23 protein-coding genes are annotated in these 26,093 nt (G+C 63.6%); 14 read left to right on the forward strand and 9 right to left on the reverse strand.

Going from position 1 to position 26,093, the window contains the following annotated elements:
- The first annotated feature begins 9 nt into the window (after positions 1 to 9).
- From fba to cbbX, 4 genes are read left to right on the forward strand one after another with little or no spacing between them, the layout of a single operon-like run.
- Positions 10 to 1,089: a class II fructose-bisphosphate aldolase gene (gene fba / locus AiwAL_RS01290; protein ID WP_262311953.1), complete on the forward strand. Its 1,080-nt coding sequence runs from the start codon at positions 10 to 12 to the stop codon at positions 1,087 to 1,089.
- 10 nt (positions 1,090 to 1,099) lie between these two features.
- Complete coding sequence (locus AiwAL_RS01295) at positions 1,100 to 2,575, forward strand: form I ribulose bisphosphate carboxylase large subunit (protein ID WP_262311954.1); 1,476 nt, start codon at positions 1,100 to 1,102, stop codon at positions 2,573 to 2,575.
- 12 nt (positions 2,576 to 2,587) lie between these two features.
- On the forward strand, positions 2,588 to 3,013 hold the full coding sequence (locus tag AiwAL_RS01300) for a ribulose bisphosphate carboxylase small subunit (RefSeq protein WP_262311955.1): 426 nt from the start codon (positions 2,588 to 2,590) through the stop codon (positions 3,011 to 3,013).
- 9 nt (positions 3,014 to 3,022) lie between these two features.
- Positions 3,023 to 3,973: a CbbX protein gene (cbbX, locus tag AiwAL_RS01305; protein WP_262311956.1), complete on the forward strand. Its 951-nt coding sequence runs from the start codon at positions 3,023 to 3,025 to the stop codon at positions 3,971 to 3,973.
- Between the two features lie 39 nt (positions 3,974 to 4,012).
- Here the strand turns inward: cbbX and trpA are convergent, their stop codons facing one another.
- From trpA to AiwAL_RS01330, 5 genes are all read right to left on the reverse strand, one after another.
- Positions 4,013 to 4,843 (reverse strand): tryptophan synthase subunit alpha, encoded by an 831-nt coding sequence (gene trpA / locus AiwAL_RS01310; RefSeq protein WP_235704005.1) that lies wholly within the window; start codon positions 4,841 to 4,843, stop codon positions 4,013 to 4,015.
- Positions 4,840 to 6,054: a tryptophan synthase subunit beta gene (trpB, locus tag AiwAL_RS01315; RefSeq protein ID WP_235704006.1), complete on the reverse strand. Its 1,215-nt coding sequence runs from the start codon at positions 6,052 to 6,054 to the stop codon at positions 4,840 to 4,842. The genes trpA and trpB overlap by 4 nt, the downstream gene beginning before the upstream one ends.
- A gap of 61 nt (positions 6,055 to 6,115) precedes the next feature.
- Positions 6,116 to 6,754 (reverse strand): glutathione S-transferase family protein, encoded by a 639-nt coding sequence (locus AiwAL_RS01320; protein WP_262311957.1) that lies wholly within the window; start codon positions 6,752 to 6,754, stop codon positions 6,116 to 6,118.
- A gap of 2 nt (positions 6,755 to 6,756) precedes the next feature.
- The gene (locus AiwAL_RS01325; RefSeq protein ID WP_235704008.1) at positions 6,757 to 7,317 is read right to left on the reverse strand and encodes an HNH endonuclease; all 561 of its coding nucleotides are present in this window, start codon (positions 7,315 to 7,317) and stop codon (positions 6,757 to 6,759) included.
- A gap of 147 nt (positions 7,318 to 7,464) precedes the next feature.
- The gene (locus AiwAL_RS01330) at positions 7,465 to 8,133 is read right to left on the reverse strand and encodes an alpha/beta hydrolase (protein ID WP_262311958.1); all 669 of its coding nucleotides are present in this window, start codon (positions 8,131 to 8,133) and stop codon (positions 7,465 to 7,467) included.
- A gap of 48 nt (positions 8,134 to 8,181) precedes the next feature.
- On the opposite strand from AiwAL_RS01330, the gene gluQRS reads away from it, so the two are divergent.
- Both gluQRS and AiwAL_RS01340 read left to right on the forward strand, forming a co-directional pair.
- Positions 8,182 to 9,027, forward strand: coding sequence for a tRNA glutamyl-Q(34) synthetase GluQRS (gene gluQRS / locus AiwAL_RS01335; RefSeq protein WP_262311959.1), 846 nt, complete (start codon positions 8,182 to 8,184; stop codon positions 9,025 to 9,027).
- Positions 9,027 to 10,424, forward strand: coding sequence for a trypsin-like peptidase domain-containing protein (locus AiwAL_RS01340; protein ID WP_235704011.1), 1,398 nt, complete (start codon positions 9,027 to 9,029; stop codon positions 10,422 to 10,424). The genes gluQRS and AiwAL_RS01340 overlap by 1 nt, the downstream gene beginning before the upstream one ends.
- Position 10,425: 1 nt before the next feature.
- Here AiwAL_RS01340 and AiwAL_RS01345 read toward each other — a convergent pair whose 3' ends face one another.
- Genes AiwAL_RS01345 through uvrA form a run of 4 tightly spaced genes read right to left on the reverse strand, consistent with a single transcriptional unit; the run spans position 10,426 to position 16,310 of the window.
- Positions 10,426 to 11,550: a bifunctional 2-polyprenyl-6-hydroxyphenol methylase/3-demethylubiquinol 3-O-methyltransferase UbiG gene (locus AiwAL_RS01345; protein WP_235704012.1), complete on the reverse strand. Its 1,125-nt coding sequence runs from the start codon at positions 11,548 to 11,550 to the stop codon at positions 10,426 to 10,428.
- A complete protein-coding gene (locus tag AiwAL_RS01350) occupies positions 11,547 to 12,287 on the reverse strand; it encodes an ATP-binding cassette domain-containing protein (RefSeq protein WP_262311961.1) in 741 nt (246 codons plus the stop codon). The genes AiwAL_RS01345 and AiwAL_RS01350 overlap by 4 nt, the downstream gene beginning before the upstream one ends.
- Complete coding sequence (locus AiwAL_RS01355) at positions 12,277 to 13,449, reverse strand: hypothetical protein (RefSeq protein WP_262311963.1); 1,173 nt, start codon at positions 13,447 to 13,449, stop codon at positions 12,277 to 12,279. Before AiwAL_RS01355 ends, AiwAL_RS01350 begins: the two co-directional genes overlap by 11 nt.
- Positions 13,446 to 16,310 (reverse strand): excinuclease ABC subunit UvrA, encoded by a 2,865-nt coding sequence (gene uvrA / locus AiwAL_RS01360; RefSeq protein WP_235704015.1) that lies wholly within the window; start codon positions 16,308 to 16,310, stop codon positions 13,446 to 13,448. Before uvrA ends, AiwAL_RS01355 begins: the two co-directional genes overlap by 4 nt.
- Positions 16,311 to 16,455: 145 nt before the next feature.
- Between uvrA and ssb the strand changes: the two genes are divergently transcribed.
- The 8 genes from ssb to AiwAL_RS01400 all read left to right on the forward strand — a co-directional run.
- A complete protein-coding gene (gene ssb / locus AiwAL_RS01365) occupies positions 16,456 to 16,950 on the forward strand; it encodes a single-stranded DNA-binding protein (RefSeq protein ID WP_235704016.1) in 495 nt (164 codons plus the stop codon).
- A 505-nt stretch (positions 16,951 to 17,455) separates the two neighbouring features.
- Positions 17,456 to 18,793 carry an oxalate/formate MFS antiporter gene (oxlT, locus tag AiwAL_RS01370; protein WP_235704017.1) on the forward strand — a complete coding sequence of 446 codons (1,338 nt, stop codon included), beginning with the start codon at positions 17,456 to 17,458 and terminating at the stop codon, positions 18,791 to 18,793.
- Between the two features lie 198 nt (positions 18,794 to 18,991).
- Positions 18,992 to 19,417: a CBS domain-containing protein gene (locus tag AiwAL_RS01375; protein ID WP_235704018.1), complete on the forward strand. Its 426-nt coding sequence runs from the start codon at positions 18,992 to 18,994 to the stop codon at positions 19,415 to 19,417.
- Positions 19,418 to 19,607: 190 nt separating this feature from the next.
- The gene (locus AiwAL_RS01380) at positions 19,608 to 20,342 is read left to right on the forward strand and encodes a GntR family transcriptional regulator (protein WP_235704019.1); all 735 of its coding nucleotides are present in this window, start codon (positions 19,608 to 19,610) and stop codon (positions 20,340 to 20,342) included.
- 92 nt (positions 20,343 to 20,434) lie between these two features.
- Positions 20,435 to 22,219, forward strand: a complete 1,785-nt coding sequence (locus AiwAL_RS01385) for a thiamine pyrophosphate-binding protein (RefSeq protein WP_262311965.1) — start codon at positions 20,435 to 20,437, stop codon at positions 22,217 to 22,219.
- 61 nt (positions 22,220 to 22,280) lie between these two features.
- Positions 22,281 to 23,555, forward strand: a complete 1,275-nt coding sequence (gene frc, locus AiwAL_RS01390; RefSeq protein ID WP_235704021.1) for a formyl-CoA transferase — start codon at positions 22,281 to 22,283, stop codon at positions 23,553 to 23,555.
- A 97-nt stretch (positions 23,556 to 23,652) separates the two neighbouring features.
- Positions 23,653 to 25,833 carry an acetate--CoA ligase family protein gene (locus AiwAL_RS01395; protein WP_262311966.1) on the forward strand — a complete coding sequence of 727 codons (2,181 nt, stop codon included), beginning with the start codon at positions 23,653 to 23,655 and terminating at the stop codon, positions 25,831 to 25,833.
- Positions 25,834 to 25,955: 122 nt separating this feature from the next.
- On the forward strand, positions 25,956 to 26,093 hold a 138-nt coding region (locus tag AiwAL_RS01400; protein WP_316044758.1), incomplete at its 3' end, for an ATP-grasp domain-containing protein.

Consider the following 26,093-nt stretch of genomic DNA (forward strand, 5'->3'; position numbering starts at 1 on the left):
TTTCGTAGAATGGCGCGCATCACGTTGCGGCAATTGCTCGACCACGCCGCCGATCACAATTACGCCGTGCCTGCATTCAACATCAACAATATGGAACAGGTGATCGGTATCATGAACGCGGCGGATGCCGCCGACGCGCCAGTCATTTTACAGGCTTCGCGCGGGGCGCGCAGCTATGCCGGCGACCTGATGCTGGCCGGCATGATCAACGCCGCGGAGGCAGCCTATCCGCATATTCCGATCTGCCTGCATCAGGATCACGGCAATGATGAAGGCACCTGCCTGTCCGCGATCCAGCACGGCTATACCAGCGTGATGATGGACGGCTCCCTGATGGCGGACGCGAAAACCCCCGCAAGTTACGACTACAATATCGAAATCACCAGGCGCGTTGCCAACATGGCGCACAAGATCGGCGTTTCGGTGGAAGGCGAGCTGGGCGTGCTGGGCAGTCTTGAGACCGGCCAAGGCGAAGCCGAAGACGGACATGGCGCGGAAGGCAGTTTCAGCCGCGATCAATTGCTGACCGACCCCGATCAGGCGGTGGAATTCGTGGCCGCAACCGGCGTCGATGCGTTGGCGATCGCCATGGGAACTTCGCACGGCGCCTATAAATTCTCCCGCAAGCCCGATGGCGACATCCTCGCGTTGCATGTGGTGAAGGCGATTCATGCGCTCATGCCGGATTTGCATCTGGTGATGCACGGTTCGTCCTCGGTGCCCGAGGCCTTGCAGGAGGAATTCAACCGCTGGGGCGGGAAAATGCCGAAGACCTGGGGCGTGCCGGTCGAGGAGATCCAGACCGGCATAAAATTCGGCGTCCGCAAGGTGAATATCGACACCGATTGCCGGCTGGTCATGGCCGCGGCGATGCGCCGCGCGGCGATTGAGAACAAGGCGGAATTCGATCCGCGCAAGTTTCTGGCTCCCGCCACCAAGGCGCTGACCCAACTCTGCCGGGAGCGGTTCGAAGCCTTCGGCACCGCCGGCAAAGCCAACAAAATCAAGCCTGCATCGCTCGCCGAAATGGCGAAACGTTATGCGTCGGGCAGCCTCAACCCCAGGACCACTGCCGCTCGGGCGGCATAAGGAGACCAGCATGGACACGAACATCGCAGCATCCGCCATGAAGAAACCGAGCGGCAAGGACCGCTACCGCTCCGGCGTGCTGGAATACCGCAAGATGGGCTATTGGGAGCCCGATTACGAACCCAAGGATACCGATATCATTGCGCTGTTCCGCGTGACACCGCAGGAAGGCGTCGATCCCATCGAGGCATCGGCGGCGGTGGCCGGCGAATCCTCGACCGCGACCTGGACGGTGGTTTGGACCGACCGGCTGACGGCGTGTGAGAAATACCGGGCGAAGTGCTACCGCGTCGATCCGGTGCCGAATGCGCCCGGTTCCTATTTCGCTTATATCGCCTACGATCTCGACCTGTTCGAGCCGGGTTCGATCGCGAACCTGTCCGCCTCGATCATCGGCAACGTGTTCGGCTTCAAGCCGCTCAAGGCGCTGCGCCTTGAAGACATGCGCTTGCCGGTCGCCTATGTGAAAACCTTCGATGGCCCGGCCACCGGAATCGTCGTCGAGCGGGAACGGCTCGACAAGTTCGGCCGGCCATTGCTGGGGGCGACGGTGAAGCCGAAACTTGGGCTTTCGGGGCGCAATTACGGGCGCGTGGTGTACGAGGCACTGAAAGGCGGCCTTGATTTCACCAAGGATGACGAAAACATCAATTCGCAGCCTTTCATGCATTGGCGCGATCGGTTCCTGTATTGCATGGAGGCGGTGAACAAGGCGCAGGCCGCCACCGGCGAGGTGAAAGGCACCTATCTCAATGTCACCGCCGGAACGATGGAGGATATGTACGAGCGCGCGGAGTTCGCCAAAACGCTTGGCTCCACCATCGTGATGATCGATCTGGTGATCGGCTATACCACCATCCAGTCGATGTCGAAATGGGCGCGGCGCAACGACATGATCTTGCATCTGCACCGCGCGGGGCATGGAACCTACACGCGGCAGAAAACCCATGGGGTGTCGTTCCGGGTGATCGCGAAGTGGATGCGGCTTGCCGGGGTCGATCACATCCATGCGGGAACCGTGGTCGGGAAGCTCGAAGGCGATCCGAAAACCACGCGCGGATTCTACGATATCCTGCGCGAGAACCGCGTGCCGATGAATCTGGAGAACGGTGTGTTTTTCGATCAGGATTGGGCGAGCACGCGCAAGGTGATGCCGGTTGCCTCGGGCGGCATTCATGCCGGGCAGATGCATGAACTTCTGCATCTGCTGGGCGAGGATACGGTGCTGCAATTCGGCGGCGGCACGATCGGCCACCCGCTCGGCATCGCCGCGGGAGCGACGGCCAACCGGGTGGCGCTGGAAGCGATGGTGCTGGCGCGCAACGAGGGGCGCGACATCATGGCGGAAGGGCCGCAAATTCTGACCGACGCAGCAAAGCATTGCCTGCCGCTGCGCCAGGCGCTGGAGGTCTGGAAGGATGTGACCTTCAACTATGCCTCGACCGACACGCCTGATTTTGTGCCCACCGCCATGCCGGCCGTTTGAAGGAAAACGATCATGCGCATCACTCAAGGCTGTTTTTCGTTCCTGCCTGATCTGACCGAGATTCAGATCACCCGACAGATCCAGTATTGTCTCGATCAGGGCTGGGCGGTGAACATCGAATATACCGACGATCCTCATCCCCGCAACACGTTCTGGGAAATGTGGGGCCACCCGATGTTCGACATCCGCGATGCCAAGGCGATCATGGGAGAATTGAACGAGTGCAGGCGCATGCACGAGGAATGCTATATCCGCCTCAGTGCATTCGACGCGTCCCATACGTGGGAGTCGCTGCGTATCTCGTTCATCGTGCAGCGGCCAAGCCATGAGCCCGGATTCATGCTGGTGAGGCAGGAAACGGAAGGCCGCAACCTGCGCTACGAAACCCGCGCCTATGTCATGGAGAAACCGCAGGGCTCACGCTACGCCAAGCCGTAAGGACGTATCATGTCGGCTGTAATGGAAGAGTTTTCGAAGACAATTGACGACATCGATTTTCGCGAGGAATTCGCGAAGGTCGGTATCGGTGAGATCCTGGATGAACTGGATCGCGATCTGGTCGGGCTGAAGCCGGTCAAAACTCGGATTCGCGAAATATCGTCGCTGCTTCTGGTCGAACAGATCCGGCAAAGGTTGGGCTTCACCACCGAAGCGCCGACGCTGCATATGTCGTTCACCGGCAACCCCGGCACCGGCAAAACCACGGTCGCCTTGCGGATGGCGAAAATCCTCAAACAACTGGGCTTCGTGCGTCAGGGGCAGCTGATCTCGGTAACGCGCGACGATCTGGTCGGCCAGTATATCGGCCATACCGCGCCGAAAACCAAGGAGATTTTGAAAAAGGCGATCGGCGGTGTGCTGTTCATCGACGAAGCCTATTACCTGTACCGGCCCGACAACGAACGCGATTACGGCCAGGAGGCGATCGAGATTCTGCTTCAGGTGATGGAAAATCAGCGCGAGGATCTGGTGGTGATTCTGGCTGGATACGCGGACCGGATGGACAAATTCTTCACCCTCAATCCGGGCTTTCGCTCACGCATCGCGCATCACATCGACTTTCCCGACTACAATGACAGCGAATTGTTCTCGATCGGCGAAACCATGCTGGAGCGGCAGAATTACCGGCTCAGTCCCAGCGCGCGCGAAGCCATGACAGGCTACATTGTCCGGCGGCGTGAACAGCCGCATTTTTCCAATGCCCGGTCGATCCGCAACGCCCTGGACCGCGCAAGGCTGCGACAGGCCAACCGGTTGGTGGCGCAGCAAAACCCGGTCAGGCCCGAGATGCTGATGATCATCGAAGCCGAAGACATCCTGGCCAGCCGGGTGTTCCAAGATCGTGGCGGCATGGATTCCCTCGACAATCTTACGTCTGATTTCGAGGGGAAATCTTGAGGCAAATCCGGTTAGAGTATCCGTTGCGGTCAAGCGTGATTAGGCCGCCCGTTTCTCGCCGCGCATCGCGCCGGCCAGTGCCGAAACATCGTCCAGCACCGCCTCGATCACCGCGTGCGGCGCATGGCCCGACTCATCCAGCCCCGAAGCCATCCGGTCGATCAGCGCCGAGGCGACCACCGCCGCATCCGCGTGGCGCGCCACGATCGCCGCCTGTTCGGGCGTGCGCACCCCGAAGCCGACCGCGATCGGCAGATCGGTCGCCGCTCGGATGCGCGGAATGTCGCGCGTGAGATCCTCCGCCGAGGCGGTCCGCGTGCCGGTCACCCCGGTAATCGACACGTAATAGACGAACCCGGACGACTCCTTCAGCACCACGGGCAGGCGCTCATCCGACGTGGTGGGTGCAACCAGCCGGATCAGGTCGAGCCCGTTCGCCCGCAAGCCGGGCAGCATCAGATCGGCCTCCTCGGTCGGCAGATCGACCACGATCAGCCCGTCCACCCCGGCCTTCGCCGCATCCGCCGCGAAGCGCTCGACGCCATAGGACAGGATTGGATTCAGATACCCCATCAGCACCAGCGGCACCGTGCCGTTCACCGCCCGGAACTCCCGCACCAGGTCGAGCACCCCCGCCAGGGTCGCGCCCGCGCGCAAGGCGCGCCGCCCGGCTGCCTGAATCGTCGGTCCATCCGCCATCGGATCGGTGAACGGCATGCCGATCTCGATGATGTCCGCGCCTCGCGCGGCCATGCCGGCGAGCAGCGCCGCCGAGGTGGCCCGATCCGGGTCGAAGGCCTCGACGAACGGGATCAGTCCGGCGCGTCCCTCGGTTTTCAGGTGGGCAAAGGTCGCGGCGATCCGGCTCACAGATTTTCTCCCAGATGCTTGGCCACGGTGAAGATGTCCTTGTCGCCCCGCCCGCAGAGATTCATCAGAATGATCTGAGATCGCGGCATTTCCGGCGCGATCTTCGCGACATGCGCGAGCGCGTGGGACGGCTCCAGCGCGGGAATGATGCCCTCGGTCCGACAGCAAAGCTGGAACGCGTCCAGCGCCTCATCGTCGGTGATCGCGACATAGTCCACCCGCCCGATCTCGTGCAGATAGGAATGCTCCGGTCCGATCCCCGGATAATCCAGCCCCGCCGAAATCGAATGCGCTTCCAGAATCTGGCCGTCCGCGTCCTGCAGCAGATAGGTCTTGTTGCCGTGCAGAACGCCCGGCCGCCCGCGCGACAGCGACGCCGCGTGCTCGCCCGAATTCAGCCCGCGCCCCGCCGCCTCGACCCCGATCAGCTTGACCGCATCGTCCAGGAACGGATGAAACAGCCCGATGGCGTTCGAGCCGCCGCCCACCGCCGCGATCGCGACATCCGGCAGCCGCCCCTCGGCCTCCAGCATCTGCGCTCGCGCCTCGATGCCGATCACCGACTGGAAATCCCGCACCATGGCCGGGTAGGGGTGCGGACCGGCTGCGGTGCCGATGATGTAGAACGTGTCGCGCACATTCGCGACCCAGTCGCGCAGCGCCTCGTTCATCGAATCCTTCAAGGTCGCGGCACCCGAGGTCACCGATCGCACCTCGGCGCCCAGCAGCTTCATGCGGAACACGTTGGGCTGCTGCCGCTCGATATCGGTGGCGCCCATATAGATTACGCAGGGCAGGCCGAACAGCGCGGCGACCGTCGCGGTCGCGACCCCGTGCTGGCCGGCGCCGGTTTCGGCGATGATCCGCGTCTTGCCCATCCGCTTGGCCAGCAGGATCTGGCCGATGCAATTGTTGATCTTGTGCGCGCCGGTATGGTTCAGCTCGTCGCGCTTGAAATAAACCTTCGCGCCGCCGAGTTTTTCGGTCAGCCGTTCGGCGAACCACAGCGGGCTCGGCCGGCCGACATAATGTTTCAGATAATACTCGAATTCCCGCTGAAACGCCGGGTCGCGCTTCGCCGCCTCATAGGCGGCCTCAAGCTCCAGGATCAGCGGCATCAGCGTCTCGGCGACGAATCGCCCGCCGAAATCGCCGAACCGGCCGCGCTCGTCGGGCAGGTTGCGCAGGGAATTGGGAATGGGCTGGTTCATCGCGGCTCTCCGTTGCAGCCCGGATAGCCGATATGATGATCGAGCGAAACCGCGGCTCGGTCTACCCAGCCTTCGCTTTTTCGGCCTCGGCGACCAGCGCGTCGTCGATCGCGCGCGCCCGCACCGCCGCCGGCCGTGCGCCGATCCGCGCCCAATAGGCCTCGAAAGCCGGCCGCTTCTCGATCGTGCCGAACTGCATCCCGAAACCGATATGTGACCCGAGATAGAGATCGGCGGCGGTGAAACTCTCGCCGAGCAAATATTCGCCTCGCGACACCGCGCCTTCGAGCACGTTCATGGCATCCTCATAGCAGCCGTAGCTCATCATCCGCTCGCGACCCTCCGGCACGACGAAACCGAGTGCCTTGTTGGATGCCGCCGCTTCCAGCGGGCCGGAGGCGAAGAACAGCCACCGATAATAGGGTCCGCGCAGCCTATCGCCCGGTTTCGGCGCCAGCCCGGCTTCGGGGAACGCATCGGCAAGATAGGCGCAGATCGCCGCCGCCTCGGTCACCACCACGTCATCGTGGCGGATCGCCGGAACCTTGCCCATCGGGTTGATCGAGAGATAATCGAGGGCCTTCATCGTCGCGCCGTAGTCGAGGAGTTCGGTGCGATATGGGTGCCCGACTTCCTCCAGCATCCAGCGGATGATCCGCCCGCGCGACATCGGGTTGGTATAGAAGACCAGTTCGTCCATGCTCACGTCTCCAGTTCGCTGTCCCAATAGAGAAAATCCCGCCAGCTTTCATGCAGATAATTGGGCGGGAAGGCACGTCCGCGATCCTGCAGCTCCCAGGAATTCGGCCGGCGCGGCGTCTCGCGCGGGAACATCCGGCATTCGCGCGGCAGCTTCGAGCCCTTGCGCAGATTGCAGGTGCCGCAGGCGGTGACTACGTTTTCCCATGTCGTGCGGCCACCGCGCGCCCGCGGAATCACGTGATCGAAGGTCAGCTCCGGCGCGGGCAGGCGATAATGGCAATACTGGCAGGTGAAGCCGTCGCGCAGGAACACGTTGAACCTTGTGAACGCCGGCTGGCGCATCGAAGGGATGAAATCCTTGAGCGCGATCACCGAGGGCAGGCGCATCGCGAAAGAGACCGAATGCACCTCGTGCTCATATTCGGACAGCACGGAGACGCGGTCGAGAAACACCGCTTTCACGGCATCCTGCCAGGCCCAGAGCGACAACGGAAAATAGGAGAGCGGACGGAAATCCGCATTCAGCACGAGAGCGGGAAAATTCTGCCCGCCGTCAGGCACGACTGAACCTGTCCCAGAACGGGGCCAAGATGTGGTGGGCGCTGCCGGAACCCACACGCCATATCTGGTGGCACGCCGAATTCATGCCCGCTTTATGACAAAGACCGGCCAAGCCCGCAAGCATAACCGGCCTTTGTCAACAGCTTGTCATGAAGCGAGGGCATCGGATGCGAAGGCGCGCTGCAGGAACAGCGCCCCCGCCGAAAGCCCGGACTCGTCGATTCCATGGCCGAGTTTCGGCACATACAGGCTCTGCACAGGCACTTCGTTCGCGCGCAGCACCGTCTCCGCATCGCGCGAACGCGATACCGGCACCACCTCGTCCGCTTCGCCGTGAACCAGCAGCACCGGCGGCCTGCCGGCAAGCTCCGCCCCCAGCGACTCGGGCGCGATCAGGGCGCCGGAATAGGCCACAATCGCGCGCGGCTTGGTCGTCCGGCGCAGCCCGGTGAACAAAACGGTCATCGCCCCCTGGCTGAACCCCGCCAGCGCATAGGCATCGTCCGGCAGGCCAAGCCGCGCGAGTTCCGCATCGATGAACCCGTCGAGCGCCGCCCGAGCCCGCCGGACGCCGTTGCCGAGCGTCGCCGGATCGAGATTGCCGATCGAAAACCATTGCCGCCCGATCGGAGCCATGTCGTAAGGCTCCGGCGCATGGGGCGAGACGAATACCGCGTCCGGCATCGCGCGCGACCAATAGGGGCCGAGATCGATCAGGTCGTTGCCGTCCGCGCCGACTCCGTGGCACAGTACCACGAGCCGTTTCGGCGCCTCGCCGCTCGCGGGGCCGAAGCGCGGTCCGTCCAGCATGGCCATGGTCTCGTCTCCTTGCATTTCGCCGCGAGGTAAGCACCCTGCGTCCCGATGTCCATCGTCACCCGTTTCGCCCCGAGCCCGACCGGCTATCTCCATCTCGGCCACGCCGCCTCGGCGCTGACCGGCTGGCGGCGCGCGCGAGAGGCGGGCGGACGTTACCTGCTGCGCATCGAGGATATCGACGCAACCCGCTGCCGGCCCGAATACACCACCGCGATCGTCGAGGATCTGGCTTGGCTCGGCCTCGACTGGGACGGCGATATTCGCATCCAGTCCGACCACATGGCGGAGTACCGCGCCGCGCTCGATGCGCTCGATGCGATGGGACTGCTCTATCCCTGCTTCTGCACCCGTGCCGAAATCACCGCCGCGCTGGGCGCGCCGCATGGGTACGATGCGCCCTATCCGGGGATTTGCCGGCATCTCGGCCGGTCAGCCAGCGCCGATCGCATCACGCAGGGCGACCCGTTCGCGCTGCGCCTGCGCATGGACGCGGCGATCCGCCAGGCAGGCGTGCTGCGCTGTCACGAGGTGGGCGAAGGCTGGATCGCCGCCGATCCGGCACCGCTCGGCGATGTCGTGCTCGCGCGCAAGGATATTCCCGCCAGCTATCACCTTTGCGTCACCCATGACGATGCCGTGCAGGGCGTCACCCTGGTCACGCGCGGCGCCGATCTGCGCGCGGCGACGCCGATTCACGTTCTCCTGCAACGCCTGATGGGCTGGCCGGTGCCGGCTTACGCTCATCACGCGCTGCTCACCGATCCAGCGGGACGGCGCCTCGCCAAGCGCGACCGGGCCGCGACCCTGCGCGACCTCCGCGCCTCGGGGATGACGCAAGCGGACATAAAGCAAATCATCTCTTGCCGGATCGGGCGTATCGCCTCACTCTGATGAGCATGACTCTGCCGAAACTCCTGGTTCCGCTTCTGCCCGTCGTGGCACTTGCCGCCGTCGCGCCCTCTTGCCGTGCCGCGCCCCCGGCGCCGCCGGCGATCGCGAAAATCGCGCGCGCCGCACTTCCGGCGGTGGTCGATATCGAGAGCATCGACCCGATGAAGCCGAAGCCGGGCGCGCTGGCAAAACCGGCCCATGCCGGAAAACCAACCGCCCACAAGGCCGATACCGGCACCTTGATCGTCCCGCCGCGCGCCGAACAGGCGCTCGGCACCGGGTTCTTCATCAGCCCCAAGGGCTACATCGTCACCAACCACCACGTCATCGCCGGGGCGGCCGAAATCAAGGTGACCCTGCATGACGGGCGGATTTTCACCGCCAAACGGATCGGCGCCGACAAGAAGGCCGATCTCGCGGTGCTGAAAATCGACGCCCATCGCGCGCTGCCCTATCTGCGCTTCGGCGATAGCGGCAAACTCGAGCTGGGCGACTGGGTGGTCGCGATCGGCAACCCGTTCGGCCTTGGTTTCAGCGTTTCCGCCGGCGTGGTCAGCGCGCTGCACCGCAATATCGGTTCGGGCCCGTATGACGATTTCATCCAGACCGATGCCGCCATCAATCGCGGCAATTCCGGCGGCCCGATGCTCGATGCGCACGGCCATGTCGTCGGCGTCGATTCGGCGATCTATTCGCCGTCCGGCGGCTCGGTGGGAATCGGCTTCGCAATCCCCTCCAGCATGGTCCGGCCGGTCGCCGAGGCGATCATCGCCCATGGCAAAATGTCGCGCGGCTGGGCCGGGCTCAGGATCGAGCACGTCTCGGAGGATATGCGCACGGCCTGGCATCTGGCATCGGCGAAAGGCGTCGTCGTGGCCGGCGTGGTTCCGCACGGGCCGGCTTCGGGCAAGCTCGCGCCATCCGACGTGATCACCACGATCGACGGCAAACCGATCGCCGATGCGCATGGATTCAAGGTGGCTCTGGCGGAAATTCCGGCCGGCCAGGTCGCTCATGTCGCCTATCGGCGCGATGGTGCCATCCATGACGCCGCGATCACCATTGCCCCGCCGCCGCATCCGGCGTCGCCGGCAGCTTCCGCCAAACCACTTCAGGCCCTGCCCAAACCATACGATATCACATCCCTCGGTATCGCCGTGACAACCCATCCGGGTGCGCGGGGCGTCACCGTCGTCAAGGTCGGCAAACACAGCCCCGCCGCGCGCGCCGGGCTGCGCCCCGACATGGTGATCGAAGCGGTGGGGCCGGATTTCGTCACCACCCCGAAGGCGCTCGAGGATCTGCTCGCGCAGCGGCGCTCGGTCACGCTCATGGTCGACGGCCCGAAAGGCCTCTCGTGGCTATCGGTTTCGCTCGGCGCCGGACGTAAAGCCTGATTTATTCGGAGTCGCCCGTCGCTGCCCCGTGGGCGGGATAGGCCCGGCTGCGCGCGGCGAAATCGAATCCCGCCGGCATGGCGATCGCGCCGTCCGGCAATTCGGCCACCTTGCGCGCCAGCACATGGGCGGTCGAATAACCGGGCAGGCTGGTCATCTCCATCGCCTGCAAATCCCGCCATTCGGGGTAGGGCGCCATCATGATCGGCTTGCGCAGCCCGGCCGCGACGATCTCGAAGCCGGTCGCCGGGCCGAACAGGATCTTCAGCGCCTCGTCGGAATAGCGCCAGAAATCGTTCGGCGTCTCGTGCAGCGGATAGGTGTGCGGCATCACGTGGAACGTCAGCCCGCCCGGCCTGAGCGCGCGGTTGATTTCGGCGGCGACGATCCAGGGGGCCGCGATATGTTCCATCACCGCGACCGAGAAAATCCCGTCGAACGCGCCGCACCCGGTCGCCGCCGACAGCGCATGGGCGTCGGCGACCAGATCGACCCCCGGTGCCGCATGAATGTCGCAGCCGACGTAGCGGCATTCCGGCGTGAATTCGGCGATCCGCGCAAAACTTTCCGGCCCGACGATGCGCGCGCCGATTTCCAGCACCGCGCCGCGCCTTGCCTTCATCTCGGCGATGAACGGTTCGATCGCGCGCGGCGGCAGCGGCGGGTAGGGTTCCTGCCGCTGCAGGTGAGGCGGAAGGTCGAGCGGCACCGAAACAACGCCGTCATCGGTCTCGATGTCGAGAAACGCCGGCGCGAAGGGCGGGCAGGGCAGATAGAGCGCGAAACCGCTTCGCGCCGCCCCCGCATGGTCGGGATAATGCGCAGCGACATCCGGGCGCGCTATAAACTCCCCCGTCGCCACCCGATGATCGCCGGATCGCAAACCGACCCGCCGCACCGGACGCTCGTAGGCGTGCGCCCAGCCCCGGACGAATACCCCATGGATGTCGCACCAGAGATGATCGACCCAATGGGCGACCGCGAAACCCGGCTGAAGGCGAGGTTTCAGCGCGGTGTGACGCGCTTCGAGTTCGGCGATCCGCGTGCGATACGCCCCCTCGCGTTCGGCGATCCGCGCCAGCGGCGGCAGGCGCAGCATCGCGCGTTTCCAGGCAGGCAGGGTCAATTCGCCATCTCCAGTGCCGCGATCACCATCGCCTCAAGCCCTCCCGGTTGACCCTGCGCCGCGTCGATCTCGCGTCGTGTCCATCGATGGCGGCACCGCCCATGTTCCAGAAACACGATGCCGGTGCAATCCGCGCCGATCGTCCCCACCATATGGGTGGACAAAATGACGCCATGCCCCTTCGCGCGTAACGCCGCAAATATTCTGCGCACCCGAAACAGCATCAGCGGATCGAGCCCGTTGAGCGATTCATCGAGCAGTAGCAGCTTCGGTGCACCGAGCAGCGCCCCCATGATCGACAATTTCATCCGCGTACCCAGCGAGTATGCCGAAATCGTCGTTCGCAGCCATGGTCGGAACTGCAAAACCTCATCCAGCTCGTCGCACGGCCAGTCCCGCGCCGAACAGCCCCGGATCGAGGCGATCAGGTCGAGATATTGCGCGCCCGTCAGCGTCTCCGGCAGATCGTACGGCTCGACCGCATACCCAATCGATCGTTTCGCCGCCTCGGGTGTTGACGCCATATCGATCCCGTCAATCCGCACGGCACCTGCCAGGAGTGAAATTTGCCCACTGACCGCGCGCATCAGCGTCGATTTGCCGGACCCGTTGGCGCCCAGGAGAACCAGAAAATCGCCGGGCTCGACCGCCAGATCGATATCGGCGACCCGTGCAACGCCCCGATATCCCGCCGAAACCGCTGACGCCATCAATAACGTCGCGTTATCACCCGGCACGATAGATCGTCCTTGCGCGCAGCACCAGAAACGCCAGAATCCCGAACAGGATCAGAAATACCAGATTCTGCATCTCGGAATATTCGTCCGCGGCCAGCGCCAGGGCTGCCAGGTAAAACCCGAGAGCGAGACGCGGCGAGGCGGGGATCGACAGCGCCGCCATCGCATAAAATACGCATAATCCGGCCGCGCTCAACGCCGCCGTGACGATCGCTTGAGCGCTGAGCAACCCGCCGGCCAGCGAGATCGCGACGACACCGACGAACCACGCCGTCGCCATCAGCGCCGGCAGCCGCAGCATCGCGGCACACGCACGCCAATAGCCGAGCGATGTGGTGCGCAGCACCGGCGAAACCAGCGGCGCACAGCGGGTTGCCGCGACCATCACGGCGACCGCGCCGATCACGGCGATTGCCGGCGATAGGGTGGCGTGCGGATCGCCCGCATGGGCGGCAAACGCGATCGGAACGCCCACCACGAATGTCGCAAGCCACACCGCGCCGACGCCGCAAAGCCTCGGACCCAGAGTCCATGATCCCGCCCAGCGGGGGCTGGATTGGTCATATCGCCCGATCGCATCGATAAGGGCGGCGTGCACGCCATGCGATGGGGCACCGACCGACCCTTCGTGCGTCTCTTTCGTTTGGCGTTCAAAGGCCATGAGAAAAACCGCCACGCCCGCAAAACCCACGCCGAACATCAACGCGCCGATCACTGCGTCGCGAACCGGATGCGCCAACCGAGCCGACATCGTGACAAGCCCCAAAGCAACCCCCATCGCGAGACTTCGCACCAGGAAAGCGCTGGCGACGGAGACGATCAAGGCACGTCGCCGCGCCGATGCCGGCCAGGGCAGCACAGCGAGCCAAGGCGATTCGATAGCGGCGCGATCACGCATCACCGCCAGCCGTCCCGCACCGATCCCCACGGCCACGCAAGCCAGCCCGCCGGCGGCAAACAAAAATTCCCCATCCACGTGCAGCGAAGCCACGCCGTGGCGAATCATTGAATTGACCCAGAAAAACCCATAAAACGCTATAACCAGTGCCGGGATGCCGAATCCCACCAACCTGCGCCCTCCCAACCGCGTCAAATCTCGCAGTGCATTGCCGAGTGCAAAAAACCGCCAGCGCAGCAACAGAAAATCGCTCGCCACCATCACGCCCGCTTGCGTTTCCGCTCCGGCCGGCGCGGGGCGAGTAGGGGGGTAAGGAAGCGCGCGGTGTGCGAGCGGGCGATTCCGGCGACATCCTCCGGCGTGCCGGCCGCGACGATCTCGCCGCCACCGTCGCCGCCCTCGGGGCCGAGATCGATCACCCAATCGGCGGTCTTGATCACTTCCAGATTATGCTCGATCACGATCACCGTATTGCCGGCATCCACCAGCGCGTGCAGAACTTCCAGCAATTTCCGCACATCCTCGAAATGCAGCCCGGTGGTCGGCTCGTCGAGGATATACAGCGTCCGCCCGGTCGCCCGCCGCGCCAGTTCCTTCGCCAGCTTGATCCGCTGCGCCTCGCCGCCCGACAGCGTGGTCGCCGACTGGCCGAGCTTGATGTAGCCAAGCCCCACCTCCATCAGCAGGCGCAGCCGGTCGCGAATGCGCGGCTGGGCGGAAAAGTAACCTTGGGCTTCCTCGACATTCATATCCAGCACATCGGCGATCGATTTGTCGCGGAATTTTATCTCCAGCGTCTCGCGATTATACCGCTTGCCCTTGCAGGTATCGCAGGTCACGAACACGTCGGGCAGGAAGTGCATCTCGATCTTCAGCACGCCGTCGCCCTGGCACGCTTCGCAGCGCCCGCCCTTGACGTTGAAGGAAAACCGCCCCGATTTATAGCCGCGCGCCCGGCTTTCCGGCAGTTCGGCGAACCAGTCGCGGATCGGCGCGAACAGATCGGTATAGGTCGCCGGGTTCGAGCGCGGCGTGCGCCCGATCGGCGACTGGTCGATCTCAATGATCTTGTCGAGCTGGTCGAGCCCGTCGATCCGGTCATAGGGCGCGGGCACCTGGCCAGAGCCCATCAGCCGGCGCGACACCGCCTTGTACAGCGTGTCGATCACCAAGGTCGATTTGCCGCCGCCGGAAACCCCGGTGATGCAGGTGAACACGCCGAGCGGAAATTCTCCGGTCACGGATTTCAGATTATTCCCGCGCGCGCCGATAAGTTTCAGCATCCGCCCGGAATCCACCACCCGCCGCTGCTCCGGCACCGCGATCGCCCGCCGGCCAGACAGAAAATCCCCGGTCAACGATTTCGGATTCGCCGCGACCTCCGCCGGCGTGCCTTCGGCGATCACCTCGCCGCCATGGATGCCGGCAAGCGGCCCCATATCGATCACATGATCGGCGTGGCGGATCGCGTCCTCGTCATGCTCAACCACCAGCACGGTGTTACCGAGATCGCGCAGCCGGCGCAGCGTCGCCAATAACCGCTCGTTATCGCGCTGATGCAGCCCGATCGAGGGCTCGTCGAGCACATACAGAACCCCGGTCAACCCGGAGCCGATCTGGCTCGCCAGCCGGATGCGCTGGCTCTCGCCGCCGGACAGCGTCGCCGATCCCCGCGCGAGCGACAGGTAATCGAGCCCGACATCGACCAGGAATTGCAGGCGGTCGTTGATTTCGCGCAGGATTCGCCTTGCGATGTCCTGGCGCTGCGGCGTCAGCGTGTCGAACACGGTGGCGAACCAATTCCGCGCCGCGCTGATCGCATGATCCGAAGCCTCGGCGATGTTGCAACCATTGATCTTCACCGCCAGCGCCTCTTCGCGCAGTCGCGCCCCGTGGCAGCGCTTGCACGGCCGTTCCGCCTGATACCGCGACAACTCCTCGCGAACCCAGATGCTGTCGGTCTCGCGCATCCGCCGTTCCAGGTTGCGAACCACACCCTCGAACGCCTTGTTCACGCCATAGGCGCGCACGCCATCCTTATAGGAAAACGCGATTTCGTCCTTGCCCGCGCCGAACAGAATCGCCTCGCGCACCCGCTCGGGCAACTTCTCCCACGGCGTGGCCATCTTCACCTTGAAATGCTTGGCGAGGCTCGCCAGCGTCTGATCGTAATAGGGCGATTGCGCGTTCGCCCAGGGGGCGATCGCCTGCTCAGCCAGCGACCTGGTCTCGTCGGGCACGATCAGCGCGGGGTCGAAAAACGTTTCAGTGCCCAGGCCGCTGCATTCCGGGCAGGCCCCGTGCGGCGAGTTGAAGCTGAACAGCCGCGGCTCGATTTCCTCGATGGTGAAGCCCGACACCGGGCAGGCGAACCGCGCCGAAAACACCGTGCGCTCGCCGCTATCCGCGTTTTCGGCATAGACGATCCCGTCCGACAGTCCCAAAGCGGTTTCGAACGAATCGGCCAGGCGCTGCTCGGTGCCGCCGCGCACCACGACGCGATCGACCACCGCCTCGATCTCGTGCTTGACCTTCTTGTTCAGTGCCGGCACCTCGCCGATCTCATACAGCTTGCCGTCGATTTTCACCCTGGTGAACCCGCGTCGCTGCAATTCGGCGAGTTCCTTGCGGTATTCGCCCTTGCGGTCGCGCACCACCGGGGCCAGCAGCAGCAGCCGCGTTCCTTCCGGCATCGCCATCACCCGGTCGACCATCTGGCTCACCGTCTGCGCCTCGATCGGCAGCCCGGTCGCCGGCGAATACGGCACGCCGACCCGCGCCCAGAGCAGGCGCATATAGTCGTGAATTTCCGTCACCGTGCCCACGGTCGAGCGCGGGTTGCGCGAGGTGGTTTTCTGCTCGATCGAAATCGCCGGCGACAGACCTTCGATCGAATCGACATCCGGCTTGCCCATCAATTCGAGGAATTGCCTTGCATAGGCCGACAGGCTCTCGACATAGCGGCGCTGGCCCTCGGCATAGATCGTATCGAACGCGAGCGAGGATTTACCCGAGCCGGACAGGCCGGTGATCACCGTCAAGCGGTCGCGCGGAATCCGCACGTCGATATTCTTGAGGTTGTGCTCGCGCGCACCGCGCACCGCGATGAAGCCGGACCCTGTCATGGCGATGTTCCATATATGTTCACGGTCGGTATGGCCTAAAATCGGTCCTCTGGAAAGGGGGGCGGTTTGTCTCGGCGGCGGCGATCGGTTAAAGCCGTGGGGACGAGCTTGGTTCAACGGCGTTGAAGAACATGGGGTGTGTGTGATGGCGGGGAGCGTGAACAAGGTGACGCTGATCGGGAATCTCGGCAAGGACCCGGAAGTGCGGACCACCCAATCGGGCATGAAAATCGTCAATCTCGCGGTCGCCACCTCGGAAACCTGGAACGATAAGACCAGCGGCGAGCGCCAGGAGCGCACCGAGTGGCACCGGGTCGTCATCATGAACGACCGGCTGGCCGATGTCGCCGAGCGCTTCCTGAAAAAAGGCTCGAAGGTCTATCTCGAAGGCAAGCTGCAGACCCGCAAATGGACCGACCAGTCCGGCCAGGAGAAATACACGACCGAGGTGATGCTCGGCCGAATCGGCGCCGAACTGGTGCTGCTCGACCGCGCCAATGCCTCGGGCGGCGGTGACGACATGCCGCGCGGCAATGCCCGCGCGGCGGGCGGTTATGGCGGCGGTCAAGCAGCACCCCGCAGCGGCGGCTGGGATGCCGGGAAGAGCGGCGCCGATCTCGACGATGAGATTCCGTTCTAAAATTTTCCTGCCTTCATAGACGTTATTGAAACGGTCGGGATGCGGCAGCTGCCCCGGCCGAACCGGGCGTCGATCCCGGCTGCATCGACGGAAATTCCGGTTGCGGCCGGCATCGCGCGGTCCGCATCGGGCAACCGTTGCAGCCTTCCATTCCTGAAATTTCACACCGTCCCGGCGCACCGTTCACGCGAGGCGAAGCCGCGTCGCGTGTGTTTTTCTTTCTGAGCGTTTGGTTTCTCGTCGCGTCCGGTAAGCGGGGAGCCGATCTGAAATCTGACACTAGACAATATTCATTATTGTGGTATACATTGCGCAAAAGACGGCACTGACTTCTATGTAGTCGGACTGAAAAGTTTGTTGCGTATCGTTAACTTCGCTGAGCAGATTCCTGGCGATCGATCCGGGTATTCTGCTCGGGTTGCAGGTGCGCAAGACGTTGCCGCCAGTGGGCGGCGAAGTGGCTCCAAGCGATAAACATCGCAGAACGTCGAGAACGGAGGAAATAATGCCAAGCAACGGAATTCCCGACAGTAACGTTTTTGGTGGGCCTGGGAGTGCGGGAGGGGCTGTCAGCAAACGGCGCTGGTGGTACCTGATCCTGGGCATCATCTGCATGGTGATGATCGCCAACCTGCAATATGGCTGGACGCTGTTCGTGTTGCCGATCCACAAGGCGCATGGCTGGGCGGTGGCGGACATCCAGGTCGCCTTCAGCCTGTTCATCGCGCTGGAAACCTGGCCGACGCCGATCGATGGCTGGTTCGCCGATACGCTGGGTCCCGACATGGGACCGCGCGTGGTGATGGGAGTCGGCGGGGTGCTAGTGGCGCTGGGCTGGATCCTCGAATCGCGCGCCGGCTCGCTGAGCATGCTGTATCTGGGCGGCGCATTGGGCGGCCTCGGCGCCGGTGCGGTCTACACCACGGCGGTCGGCAATGCGGTGAAATGGTTCAAGGACCGGCGTGGTCTGGCGGTGGGCCTGACCGCGGCGGGGTTCGGTGCTGGCGCCGCGCTGACGATCATTCCGATCCGCTTGGTGATCGCGGCGGGCGGCTATACCACGGCCCTCTTCTGGTTCGGGCTGATCCAGGGCGGTATCGTGCTGATCGTCTCGCAGTTCATCCGGGCGCCGAAACAGGGCGAGGCGCCCGCGGTGACCCAGGTGAAGGTGCAACAATCGGCCCGCAGCCATACCACGCCGCAGATGCTGGCTCAGCCGGTGTTCTGGGTATTGTATGTGCTGTTCATACTGATGGCGGCGGGTGGCTTGATGGCGGCGGCGAATATGGCGGGGATCGCCAAATCCTACCATGTCGCCAATATCGTGGTGTTCGCCGGCGCGACCGCATTGTCGGTCGGGCTGATCTTCGCCAACGTGATGAACGGGGTGGCGCGGCCGCTCTTCGGCTGGGTATCGGACAATATCGGCTGTTCCAACACCATGGCGATTTCGTTCGGCCTGGGCGCCGTCGCGTATTTCATGATGACGGTGGTAGGCCATTACGCGGTGGGCTTCATCCTGTTCGCCGGACTGATCTTCGTGTGCTGGGGGCAGATTTTCAGCCTGTTCCCGACGATGTGCACCGACCTGTTCGGGCCGAAATACGCGACCACCAACCTGTCCTGCCTCTACACCTCGAAAGGGATAGCCGGATTCCTGGTGCCTCTGGCGAGCCTGCTGGTGGCGCGCACCCACAACTGGAGCGCCGCCCTCTATCTGGTCACCGCGATCAACGTGGTTGCGGTGGTGCTGGTGCTTCTGGTGCTGCGGCCGGCCGAAACCCGCTACCACGCGGGCGAGGTGGCATTGGGGTTCGAGGAGCGGCAGCGGCCGGCTGAGTAATCTGGACTGAAGCGAGACTCGGGGCCGGCGTAAGCCGGTCCCGAGTTTTGTTCACACCTTGGTGCGGCGGCGACGAACGAAATCGCACAAAAGGCACTTGACTTGTTTCGTGGTATACTTTATTCATTACCCATCGATACAATGATCCATCAACGGAACCTCAACCCGGACGGATCGGCGTTGGAATGGAGGAGCGGGATGATCGTCGAAACCATGTTGCGCCATCGGGGGCCGCGGATCGTCAGCCTGTCGATGGACAAGACCTTGCAGGCGGCGGTGACGCTGATGCGGGCGGAGCAGGTCGATGCGGTTGTGGTGATCGATCGCTGCGCGACCGAGGGCGAGGCGGTTCTGGGTGTGCTTACTCGCCAGGATGTTACCGATGCCGTGGCCGATCATGGGGCGGCGGCCTTCGCGATGCCGGTAGCGAAATTGATCAAGGGACGCCTTGTGGTCTGCGATATCGGCGAGGAACTGCCGACCCTGATCGAGATGATGCGCGAGCGGGCGGCCCAACATGCGCTGGTGATGGATCGAGAGCAGGCGATCGGCTTGATCGACGTTTCCGATATCCTGTTCTTCGGACAGGGAACGGCCGCGTCCGGCGATGCGCGGGTTCACTGACTTGGGCGCTCTGGAACCAGTTGTTGCGCGTATCTCCGGTTGTTCGCGCGATTCTGATGAATCCGCGAAAATTGCAAGATTGCCGTTGTATATTATACCTGCTATGCAAAAATCCGTCGAAAACCCGCCGCTCCCGGCGAACGTTTCCCCGTTCGGGGCAGTGGCCGCGTCACAGCCAGGAAAAGCCCCGATGGATGACACGCCCCAGTTGCCGCAGATCAAGGTCGAGCCGCTCGAAGCCAGCGTCGGACTGCGCCGGCTCGCGACCGACGCGATCAAGCACGCGATTACCAATATGGATATTTATAGTCATCCCGAGGAGGTCCGGCTCGACGAGCGCCAGCTCTCGCGCGATCTCGGGGTCAGTCGCACGCCGATCCGCGAGGCGCTGAGCCTGCTCGAGCAGGAGGGGTTCGTCCGCTCGGTGCCGCGCCGGGGTATTTATGTCGTGCGCAAGAACAAGCGCGAGATCGTCGAGATGATCACCGTCTGGTCGGCGATCGAGGCCATGGCGGCGCGGCTCGCCTGCGAACGGGCGACGCCGGAGGAGCTTTCCGAGCTGCGCGCGATCGCCGAGTTCAAGAAGAATCCGTCCACCCATCTCGACGAATATTCGCAGTCCAACATGATCTTTCACAAGACGATCATTCGGATGAGCGGCTGCGGGCTGATGTCGGATATGGCCGAGAACCTGTTCATCCATATGCGGGCGATTCGTTCGGTGACGATGCGCCAGGGCGACCGGGCGCAGCGCTCGATCGTCGATCACATGAACATCGTGGCCGCGCTGGAAGCGCGGGACGCGGATCTGGCGGCGCGGCGGGTACGCGAGCACACGCTGGGGCTTGCCGCGCATATCGAGAAATACGGCGATTTTCTGGATCAGTTCCAGAGCACCGAAACCCGGAAGCGGCGCTACGCCTGACCGGCGCGCCGCCGGCCGGATCATCAAGCGGAGAAAGCCGTGGCGTGTCGCGGCGGCTCCGACGACCGAGTAACTGCTAGAGGAAACAGTCCATGTCCACTCAGACCGCCAATGTGACCCAACTGCCGGGTGCCCGGCAGGGCGCCGCACCCAGTTCGACCGCGGAAGATACGCTGGTTCGCAAGAGCCGCGATCCCAATATCGTCTCGGGCGGCCACCTGGTCGCGCGCGCGCTGAAGAATGAAGGCGTGGACACGATCTTCACTCTGTGCGGCGGGCACATCATCGACATCTACGATGGTTGCATCGACGAGGGGATTCGGATCATCGATGTCCGCCATGAACAGGTCGCGGCGCATGCGGCGGATGGCTATGCGCGCCAGACCGGCAAGCTCGGCTGCGTGGTGACCACCGCCGGCCCCGGCTGCACCAATGCGGTGACCGGCATCGCGACGGCGTTCCGCTCGGAAAGCCCGGTGCTCCATATCGGCGGCCAGGGCGCGCTGACCCAGCACATGATGGGCTCGCTGCAGGATCTGCCGCATGTCGATCTGATGCGGCCGATCACCAAATTCTCCGCCGGCGTGCGCTCGACCGAACGGGTTGCCGACATGATCGCGATGGCGGCGCGGGAATGTTTCGCGGGTGCGCCGGGCCCGGCCTATCTGGAGATTCCGCGCGACGTGCTCGACCGCGAGATCGACCTGCCGCGCGCGGTGATTCCCGAGCCGGGCCATTACCGCGCCTCGACCAAATCGGTCGGCGATCCGCACGACATCGAGAAACTCGCCGACATGGTGGTCGCTTCGGAACGTCCGGTGATCCTGCTCGGCACCCAGGTCTGGACCTGCCGGGGCCACGATGCGGCGATCGAGTTCGTCCGCGCGCTCGACATCCCGGCCTATTTCAACGGCTCCGGCCGTGGCCTGCTGCCGCCGGGCGATCCGCATCATTTCGACCGCACCCGCCGCTACGGATTCGACAAGGCCGATCTCATCATCATCGTCGGCACGCCATTCGACTTCCGCATGGGCTACGGCAAGCGGCTGAGCCGCGAAGCGAAGATCGTGCAGATCGACATGGATTACCGCACGGTCGGCAAGAACCGCGACATCGAGCTTGGGCTGGTGGGCGATCCGGGTGCGATTCTCACCGCGCTGCGCGATGCCGCATCCGGCCGGATCGATCGCGGCGCCCATGCGAAGCGGCGCGAATGGATGGCCGAACTCACCCGTGCAGAGGTGGCGGCGACCGAAAAACTGATGCCGCTGTTCAAGTCCGACCAGTCGCCGATCCACCCGTATCGGGTGGCGTGGGAACTCAACGAATTCCTCAACGACGACACGATCTATATCGGCGATGGAGGCGACGTGGTGACGATCTCGGCGCAGGCGGTGCGGCCGCGCCGGCCGGGTCAGTGGATGGACCCCGGTGCGCTCGGCAGCCTCGGTGTCGGCACCGGCTTCGCGCTGGCCGCCAAGCTCGCGCATCCCGAAAAGGAAGTGCTTTGCTACTATGGCGACGGCTCTTTCGGCATGACCGGCTTCGACATGGAGACCGCCAATCGGTTCGGCGCGCCGTATATCGCGGTGATCGGCAACAACTCGGCGATGAACCAGATCCGCTATGGACAACTCGCCAAATACGGCGAACAGCGCGGCAATGTCGGCAACCTGCTGGGCGATGTGCCGTTCGGCACGTTCGCCGCGATGCTCGGCGGCCATGGCGAGGAGGTGCGCGAAGCATCCGAGATCGCGCCGGCACTCCGCCGCGCGCGCGAGGCGGTCAAGCGCGACGGGCGTTCGGCCGTGGTGAATATCTGGGTCGATCCGCGGGAATACGCCCCCGGAACCAAAGCCCAGACGATGTATAAGTGAATCTAACAAAAGACGCCGCGCCGCTTGCCGGCGCGCGCAGCCTATTCGATTGGAGGAAGCCATGACAAAAGCTCTCGATGGCGTGCGTATCCTGGACTTCACCCATGTCCAGTCCGGGCCGACCTGTACCCAGTTGCTCGCCTGGTTCGGTGCCGATGTCATCAAGATCGAGCGCCCGGGCGAGGGCGACATCACGCGCGGCCAGTTGCGTGATGTGCCCAATGCCGACAGCCTGTATTTCACCATGCTGAACGGCAACAAGCGCTCGCTCACGCTCGACACGAAGAACCGCAAGGGCCGAGAGATTCTCGAGGAACTCGTAAAGATCTGCGACGTGATGGTCGAGAATTTCGCCCCTGGCACCCTCGACCGCATGGGGTTTACCTGGGAGCGCATCCAGACTCTCAACCCGCACATCATCCTGGCCTCGATCAAGGGATTCGGTCCCGGCCCGTTCGAGGATTACAAGGTCTATGAGAATATCGCCCAATGCGCCGGAGGAGCCGCGTCGACGACCGGATTCGATGATGGTCCACCGTTGGTCACCGGTGCGCAGATCGGCGATAGCGGCACCGGGCTGCATCTTGCCCTCGGCATCGTCACGGCGCTCTATCAGCGCACCAAAACCGGGCGCGGTCAGAAGGTGCTCGCCGCGATGCAGGATGGCGTGCTCAATCTCTGCCGCGTCAAGCTGCGCGATCAGCAGCGTCTCGCCCACGGCCCGCTCACGGAATACCCACAATATCCCGATGGAGTATTCGGCGATGCGGTGCCGCGCGCCGGCAACGCCTCGGGCGGTGGCCAGCCCGGCTGGATTCTCAAGTGCAAAGGGTGGGAGACCGACCCGAACGCCTATATCTATTTCATCACCCAGGCGCCGGTCTGGAAATCGATCTGCGAGGTGATCGGCAAGCCGGAATGGATCACCGACCCGGACTATGCGACACCGAAGGCAAGGCTGCCGCGCCTCAAGCATATTTTCTCGGTCATCGAGGAGTGGACGATGACCAAGACGAAATATGAGGTGATGGAGATCGTCACCAAATACGACATTCCGTGCGGGCCGATCCTTTCGATGAAGGAAATCGCCGAGGATCAGTCGCTGCGCGCGACCGGAACCCTTGTCGAGGTCGATCACCCGGCGCGCGGCAAATATCTTACCGTCGGCAACCCCATCAAATTGTCGGACAGCCCGAGCGAGGTTCGGCGGTCGCCGCTGCTCGGCGAGCACAACGACGAGATCCTGCGCGACGTCCTGAAATTCGACGACCGGCAGGTGCATGAGGCGCATAATTCAGGGGCTCTCGGCTCGACGTCCGCGGTCGCCGCCGAATGATTCGCGGCACGGCCGGAATGGTTTCGGCGCGCCGTTCCGGCCGTGCCGCTTCGACCGCCATGAATTTATGGCGGGACCTAAAACTTCCAGGAGATAGATGATGTCAAGCACAGCGACAGCCGTTGCCCAGCACGGGCAGACGGGTAGAGGAGACCAATCGGTCGAGGCGGTACGCCGGATTCTCGACGAGGCCAGGAAAGACGGCCGCACCGCGCTGACCGCACCCGAGGGCAAGGCGCTGTGCGACGCCTATGGCATTGCGGTGCCCGGAGAGGCGCTGGCCAAATCCGCCGACGAAGCGGCGAAGCAGGCCGCGGCAATGGGCTTTCCGGTGGTGCTGAAGATCGTCTCGCGCGATATTCTGCACAAGACCGAGGCGGGCGGCGTGCTGGTCGGCCTGAAATCGGCGGACGAGGTCAAACGCGGCTACGATACCATTCTCGCCAATGCGCTCAACTACGACGCGAAAGCGGTGATCGACGGCGTCCAGGTTCAGCAGATGCTGACCGGCGGCCAGGAAGTCATCATCGGCGCGGTCACCGACGACAGTTTCGGCAAGCTGGTCGCCTTCGGCATGGGCGGCGTGCTGGTCGAGGTTCTGAAGGATATCACGTTCCGTCTGGCTCCGCTCGATTCTCAAGAGGCGATGGGCATGATCGACGGCATCCAGGCCGCCGAGATGCTGCGCGGCGTGCGCGGCGCGGAGCCGGCAAATCGCGATGCGCTTGCCGATATGATCGTGCGGGTCTCCCGGCTGGTCAGCGACTTTCCTGAAATCACCGAACTCGATCTCAATCCGGTCTTCGCGACCGCGAAAGGGGCGATCGCGGCGGATGTGCGCATCGTGCTCGATTTTGCGCCGAAAGCGGCGCGGCCCCGGCCGAGCCGGGAGGAGATCCTCGCCTCGATGACCCGCATCATGCGGCCGCGCGGGGTCGCCGTGATCGGCGCGTCGGCGGAGGACGGCAAGATCGGCAATTCGGTGATGAAGAACATCATCAATGGCGGATACCAGGGCAAAATCTATCCGATTCACCCGAAGGCCGACGAGATCATGGGTCACAAGGCCTACAAATCGGTGAAGGATGTGCCTGGCGAGATCGATGTCGCGGTGTTCGCGATTCCTGCGAAATTCGTCGCGACGGCGCTGACCGAATGCGGCGAGAAGAAAATCTCCGGCGCCGTGCTGATCCCCTCCGGCTTTGCCGAAACGGGTAATGAGGAAGGCCAGATCGAACTCCAGGAGATCGGCCGCAAATACAATATCCGTCTGATGGGGCCGAATATCTACGGATTCTATTACCTGCCGGCCAATCTCTGCGCCACGTTCTGCACGCCATACGATGTCAAGGGTCACGCGGCGCTCTCCTCGCAGTCGGGCGGCATCGGCATGGCGATCATCGGCTTCAGCCGGTCGGCCAAGATGGGCGTTTCCGCTATCGTCGGCCTCGGCAACAAATCCGATCTCGATGAAGACGATCTGCTGACCTTCTTCGAACAGGATGACGAAACCCATATCGTCGCGCAGCATCTGGAAGATCTGAAAGATGGCCGTTCCTTCGCCGAAGTGGCGCGCCGGGTGACCAAGAAAAAACCCGTCGTGGTGCTCAAGGCGGGACGGACGGCGGCCGGCGCGAAGGCTGCGAGCTCGCATACCGGCGCGCTCGCCGGCAATGACCGCATCTATGAGGACGTGTTCAAGCAGGTCGGCGTGATCCGCGCCCGGTCCCTGCGCGAAATGCTCGATTTCGCCAGGGGCATCCCAAAACTGCCTATTCCCAAGGGAGAGAATGTCGTCATCATCACCGGCGCGGGCGGTTCGGGCGTCCTGCTATCCGATGCCTGCGTGGATTACGGCCTCAAGCTGATGACCATGCCGGCGGATCTCGATGCGGCGTTCAGGAAATTCATTCCGCCATTCGGCGCGGCGGGCAATCCGGTCGACATCACCGGCGGCGAGCCGCCCAAGACCTACCAGAACACGGTGCGTCTCGGGCTTGAGGACCCGCGCATTCACGCCCTGATCCTGGGCTACTGGCACACCATTATCACCCCGCCGATGGTGTTCGCCAGGATCATGGTCGAGGTGGTCGAGGAAATGCGCGCGAAAGGCATTGAAAAACCCATCGTGGCATCCCTCGCGGGAGATGTGGAGGTCGAAGAGGCCGCGGAATATCTCTATGCGCACGGCATTCCGTCCTACGCCTATTCCACTGAAATTCCGGTCGCCGTGCTCGGCGCGAAATATCAGTGGGCGCGGGGCGCCAAGCTGATCTAGCTCGTCGCGACCGGCAGGGGCGGCGATGCCGCTCCTGCCTTGCTTTCATCTCGTAAGTCAAAATAACAGCTTGCACACCAGGGACACGGTTTCCGGTAAAGCGTGGGCATTGGGACGGTTCGATGAACATACATGAGTATCAGGCGAAGGAATTGCTGAGATCGTATGGGGTTTCGGTATTGGGGGGCAGTGTTGCGTGGAGCGGGGAGGAGGCTGCTTTTGCGGCTGGGAAGCTGCCTGGTCCGGTTTATGTTGTGAAG

The organism is Acidiphilium sp. AL (assembly GCF_025499445.1).
Classification (GTDB): Bacteria; Pseudomonadota; Alphaproteobacteria; order Acetobacterales; family Acetobacteraceae; genus Acidiphilium; species Acidiphilium iwatense.

Coding starts and splice junctions, on each gene's coding strand:
- AiwAL_RS01330 (WP_262311958.1), bottom strand. CDS start 8,133: ATGGCCATGCTGGACGGACCGCGCTTCGGCCCCGCGAGCGGCGAGGCG.
- uvrA (WP_235704015.1), bottom strand. CDS start 16,310: ATGACAGGGTCCGGCTTCATCGCGGTGCGCGGTGCGCGCGAGCACAAC.
- oxlT (WP_235704017.1), top strand. CDS start 17,456: ATGCCAAGCAACGGAATTCCCGACAGTAACGTTTTTGGTGGGCCTGGG.
- AiwAL_RS01380 (WP_235704019.1), top strand. CDS start 19,608: ATGGATGACACGCCCCAGTTGCCGCAGATCAAGGTCGAGCCGCTCGAA.
- cbbX (WP_262311956.1), top strand. CDS start 3,023: ATGTCGGCTGTAATGGAAGAGTTTTCGAAGACAATTGACGACATCGAT.
- AiwAL_RS01320 (WP_262311957.1), bottom strand. CDS start 6,754: ATGGACGAACTGGTCTTCTATACCAACCCGATGTCGCGCGGGCGGATC.
- AiwAL_RS01385 (WP_262311965.1), top strand. CDS start 20,435: ATGTCCACTCAGACCGCCAATGTGACCCAACTGCCGGGTGCCCGGCAG.
- AiwAL_RS01295 (WP_262311954.1), top strand. CDS start 1,100: ATGGACACGAACATCGCAGCATCCGCCATGAAGAAACCGAGCGGCAAG.
- frc (WP_235704021.1), top strand. CDS start 22,281: ATGACAAAAGCTCTCGATGGCGTGCGTATCCTGGACTTCACCCATGTC.
- AiwAL_RS01340 (WP_235704011.1), top strand. CDS start 9,027: ATGAGCATGACTCTGCCGAAACTCCTGGTTCCGCTTCTGCCCGTCGTG.
- fba (WP_262311953.1), top strand. CDS start 10: ATGGCGCGCATCACGTTGCGGCAATTGCTCGACCACGCCGCCGATCAC.
- ssb (WP_235704016.1), top strand. CDS start 16,456: ATGGCGGGGAGCGTGAACAAGGTGACGCTGATCGGGAATCTCGGCAAG.
- AiwAL_RS01300 (WP_262311955.1), top strand. CDS start 2,588: ATGCGCATCACTCAAGGCTGTTTTTCGTTCCTGCCTGATCTGACCGAG.
- AiwAL_RS01395 (WP_262311966.1), top strand. CDS start 23,653: ATGATGTCAAGCACAGCGACAGCCGTTGCCCAGCACGGGCAGACGGGT.
- trpB (WP_235704006.1), bottom strand. CDS start 6,054: ATGAACCAGCCCATTCCCAATTCCCTGCGCAACCTGCCCGACGAGCGC.
- gluQRS (WP_262311959.1), top strand. CDS start 8,182: ATGTCCATCGTCACCCGTTTCGCCCCGAGCCCGACCGGCTATCTCCAT.
- AiwAL_RS01375 (WP_235704018.1), top strand. CDS start 18,992: ATGATCGTCGAAACCATGTTGCGCCATCGGGGGCCGCGGATCGTCAGC.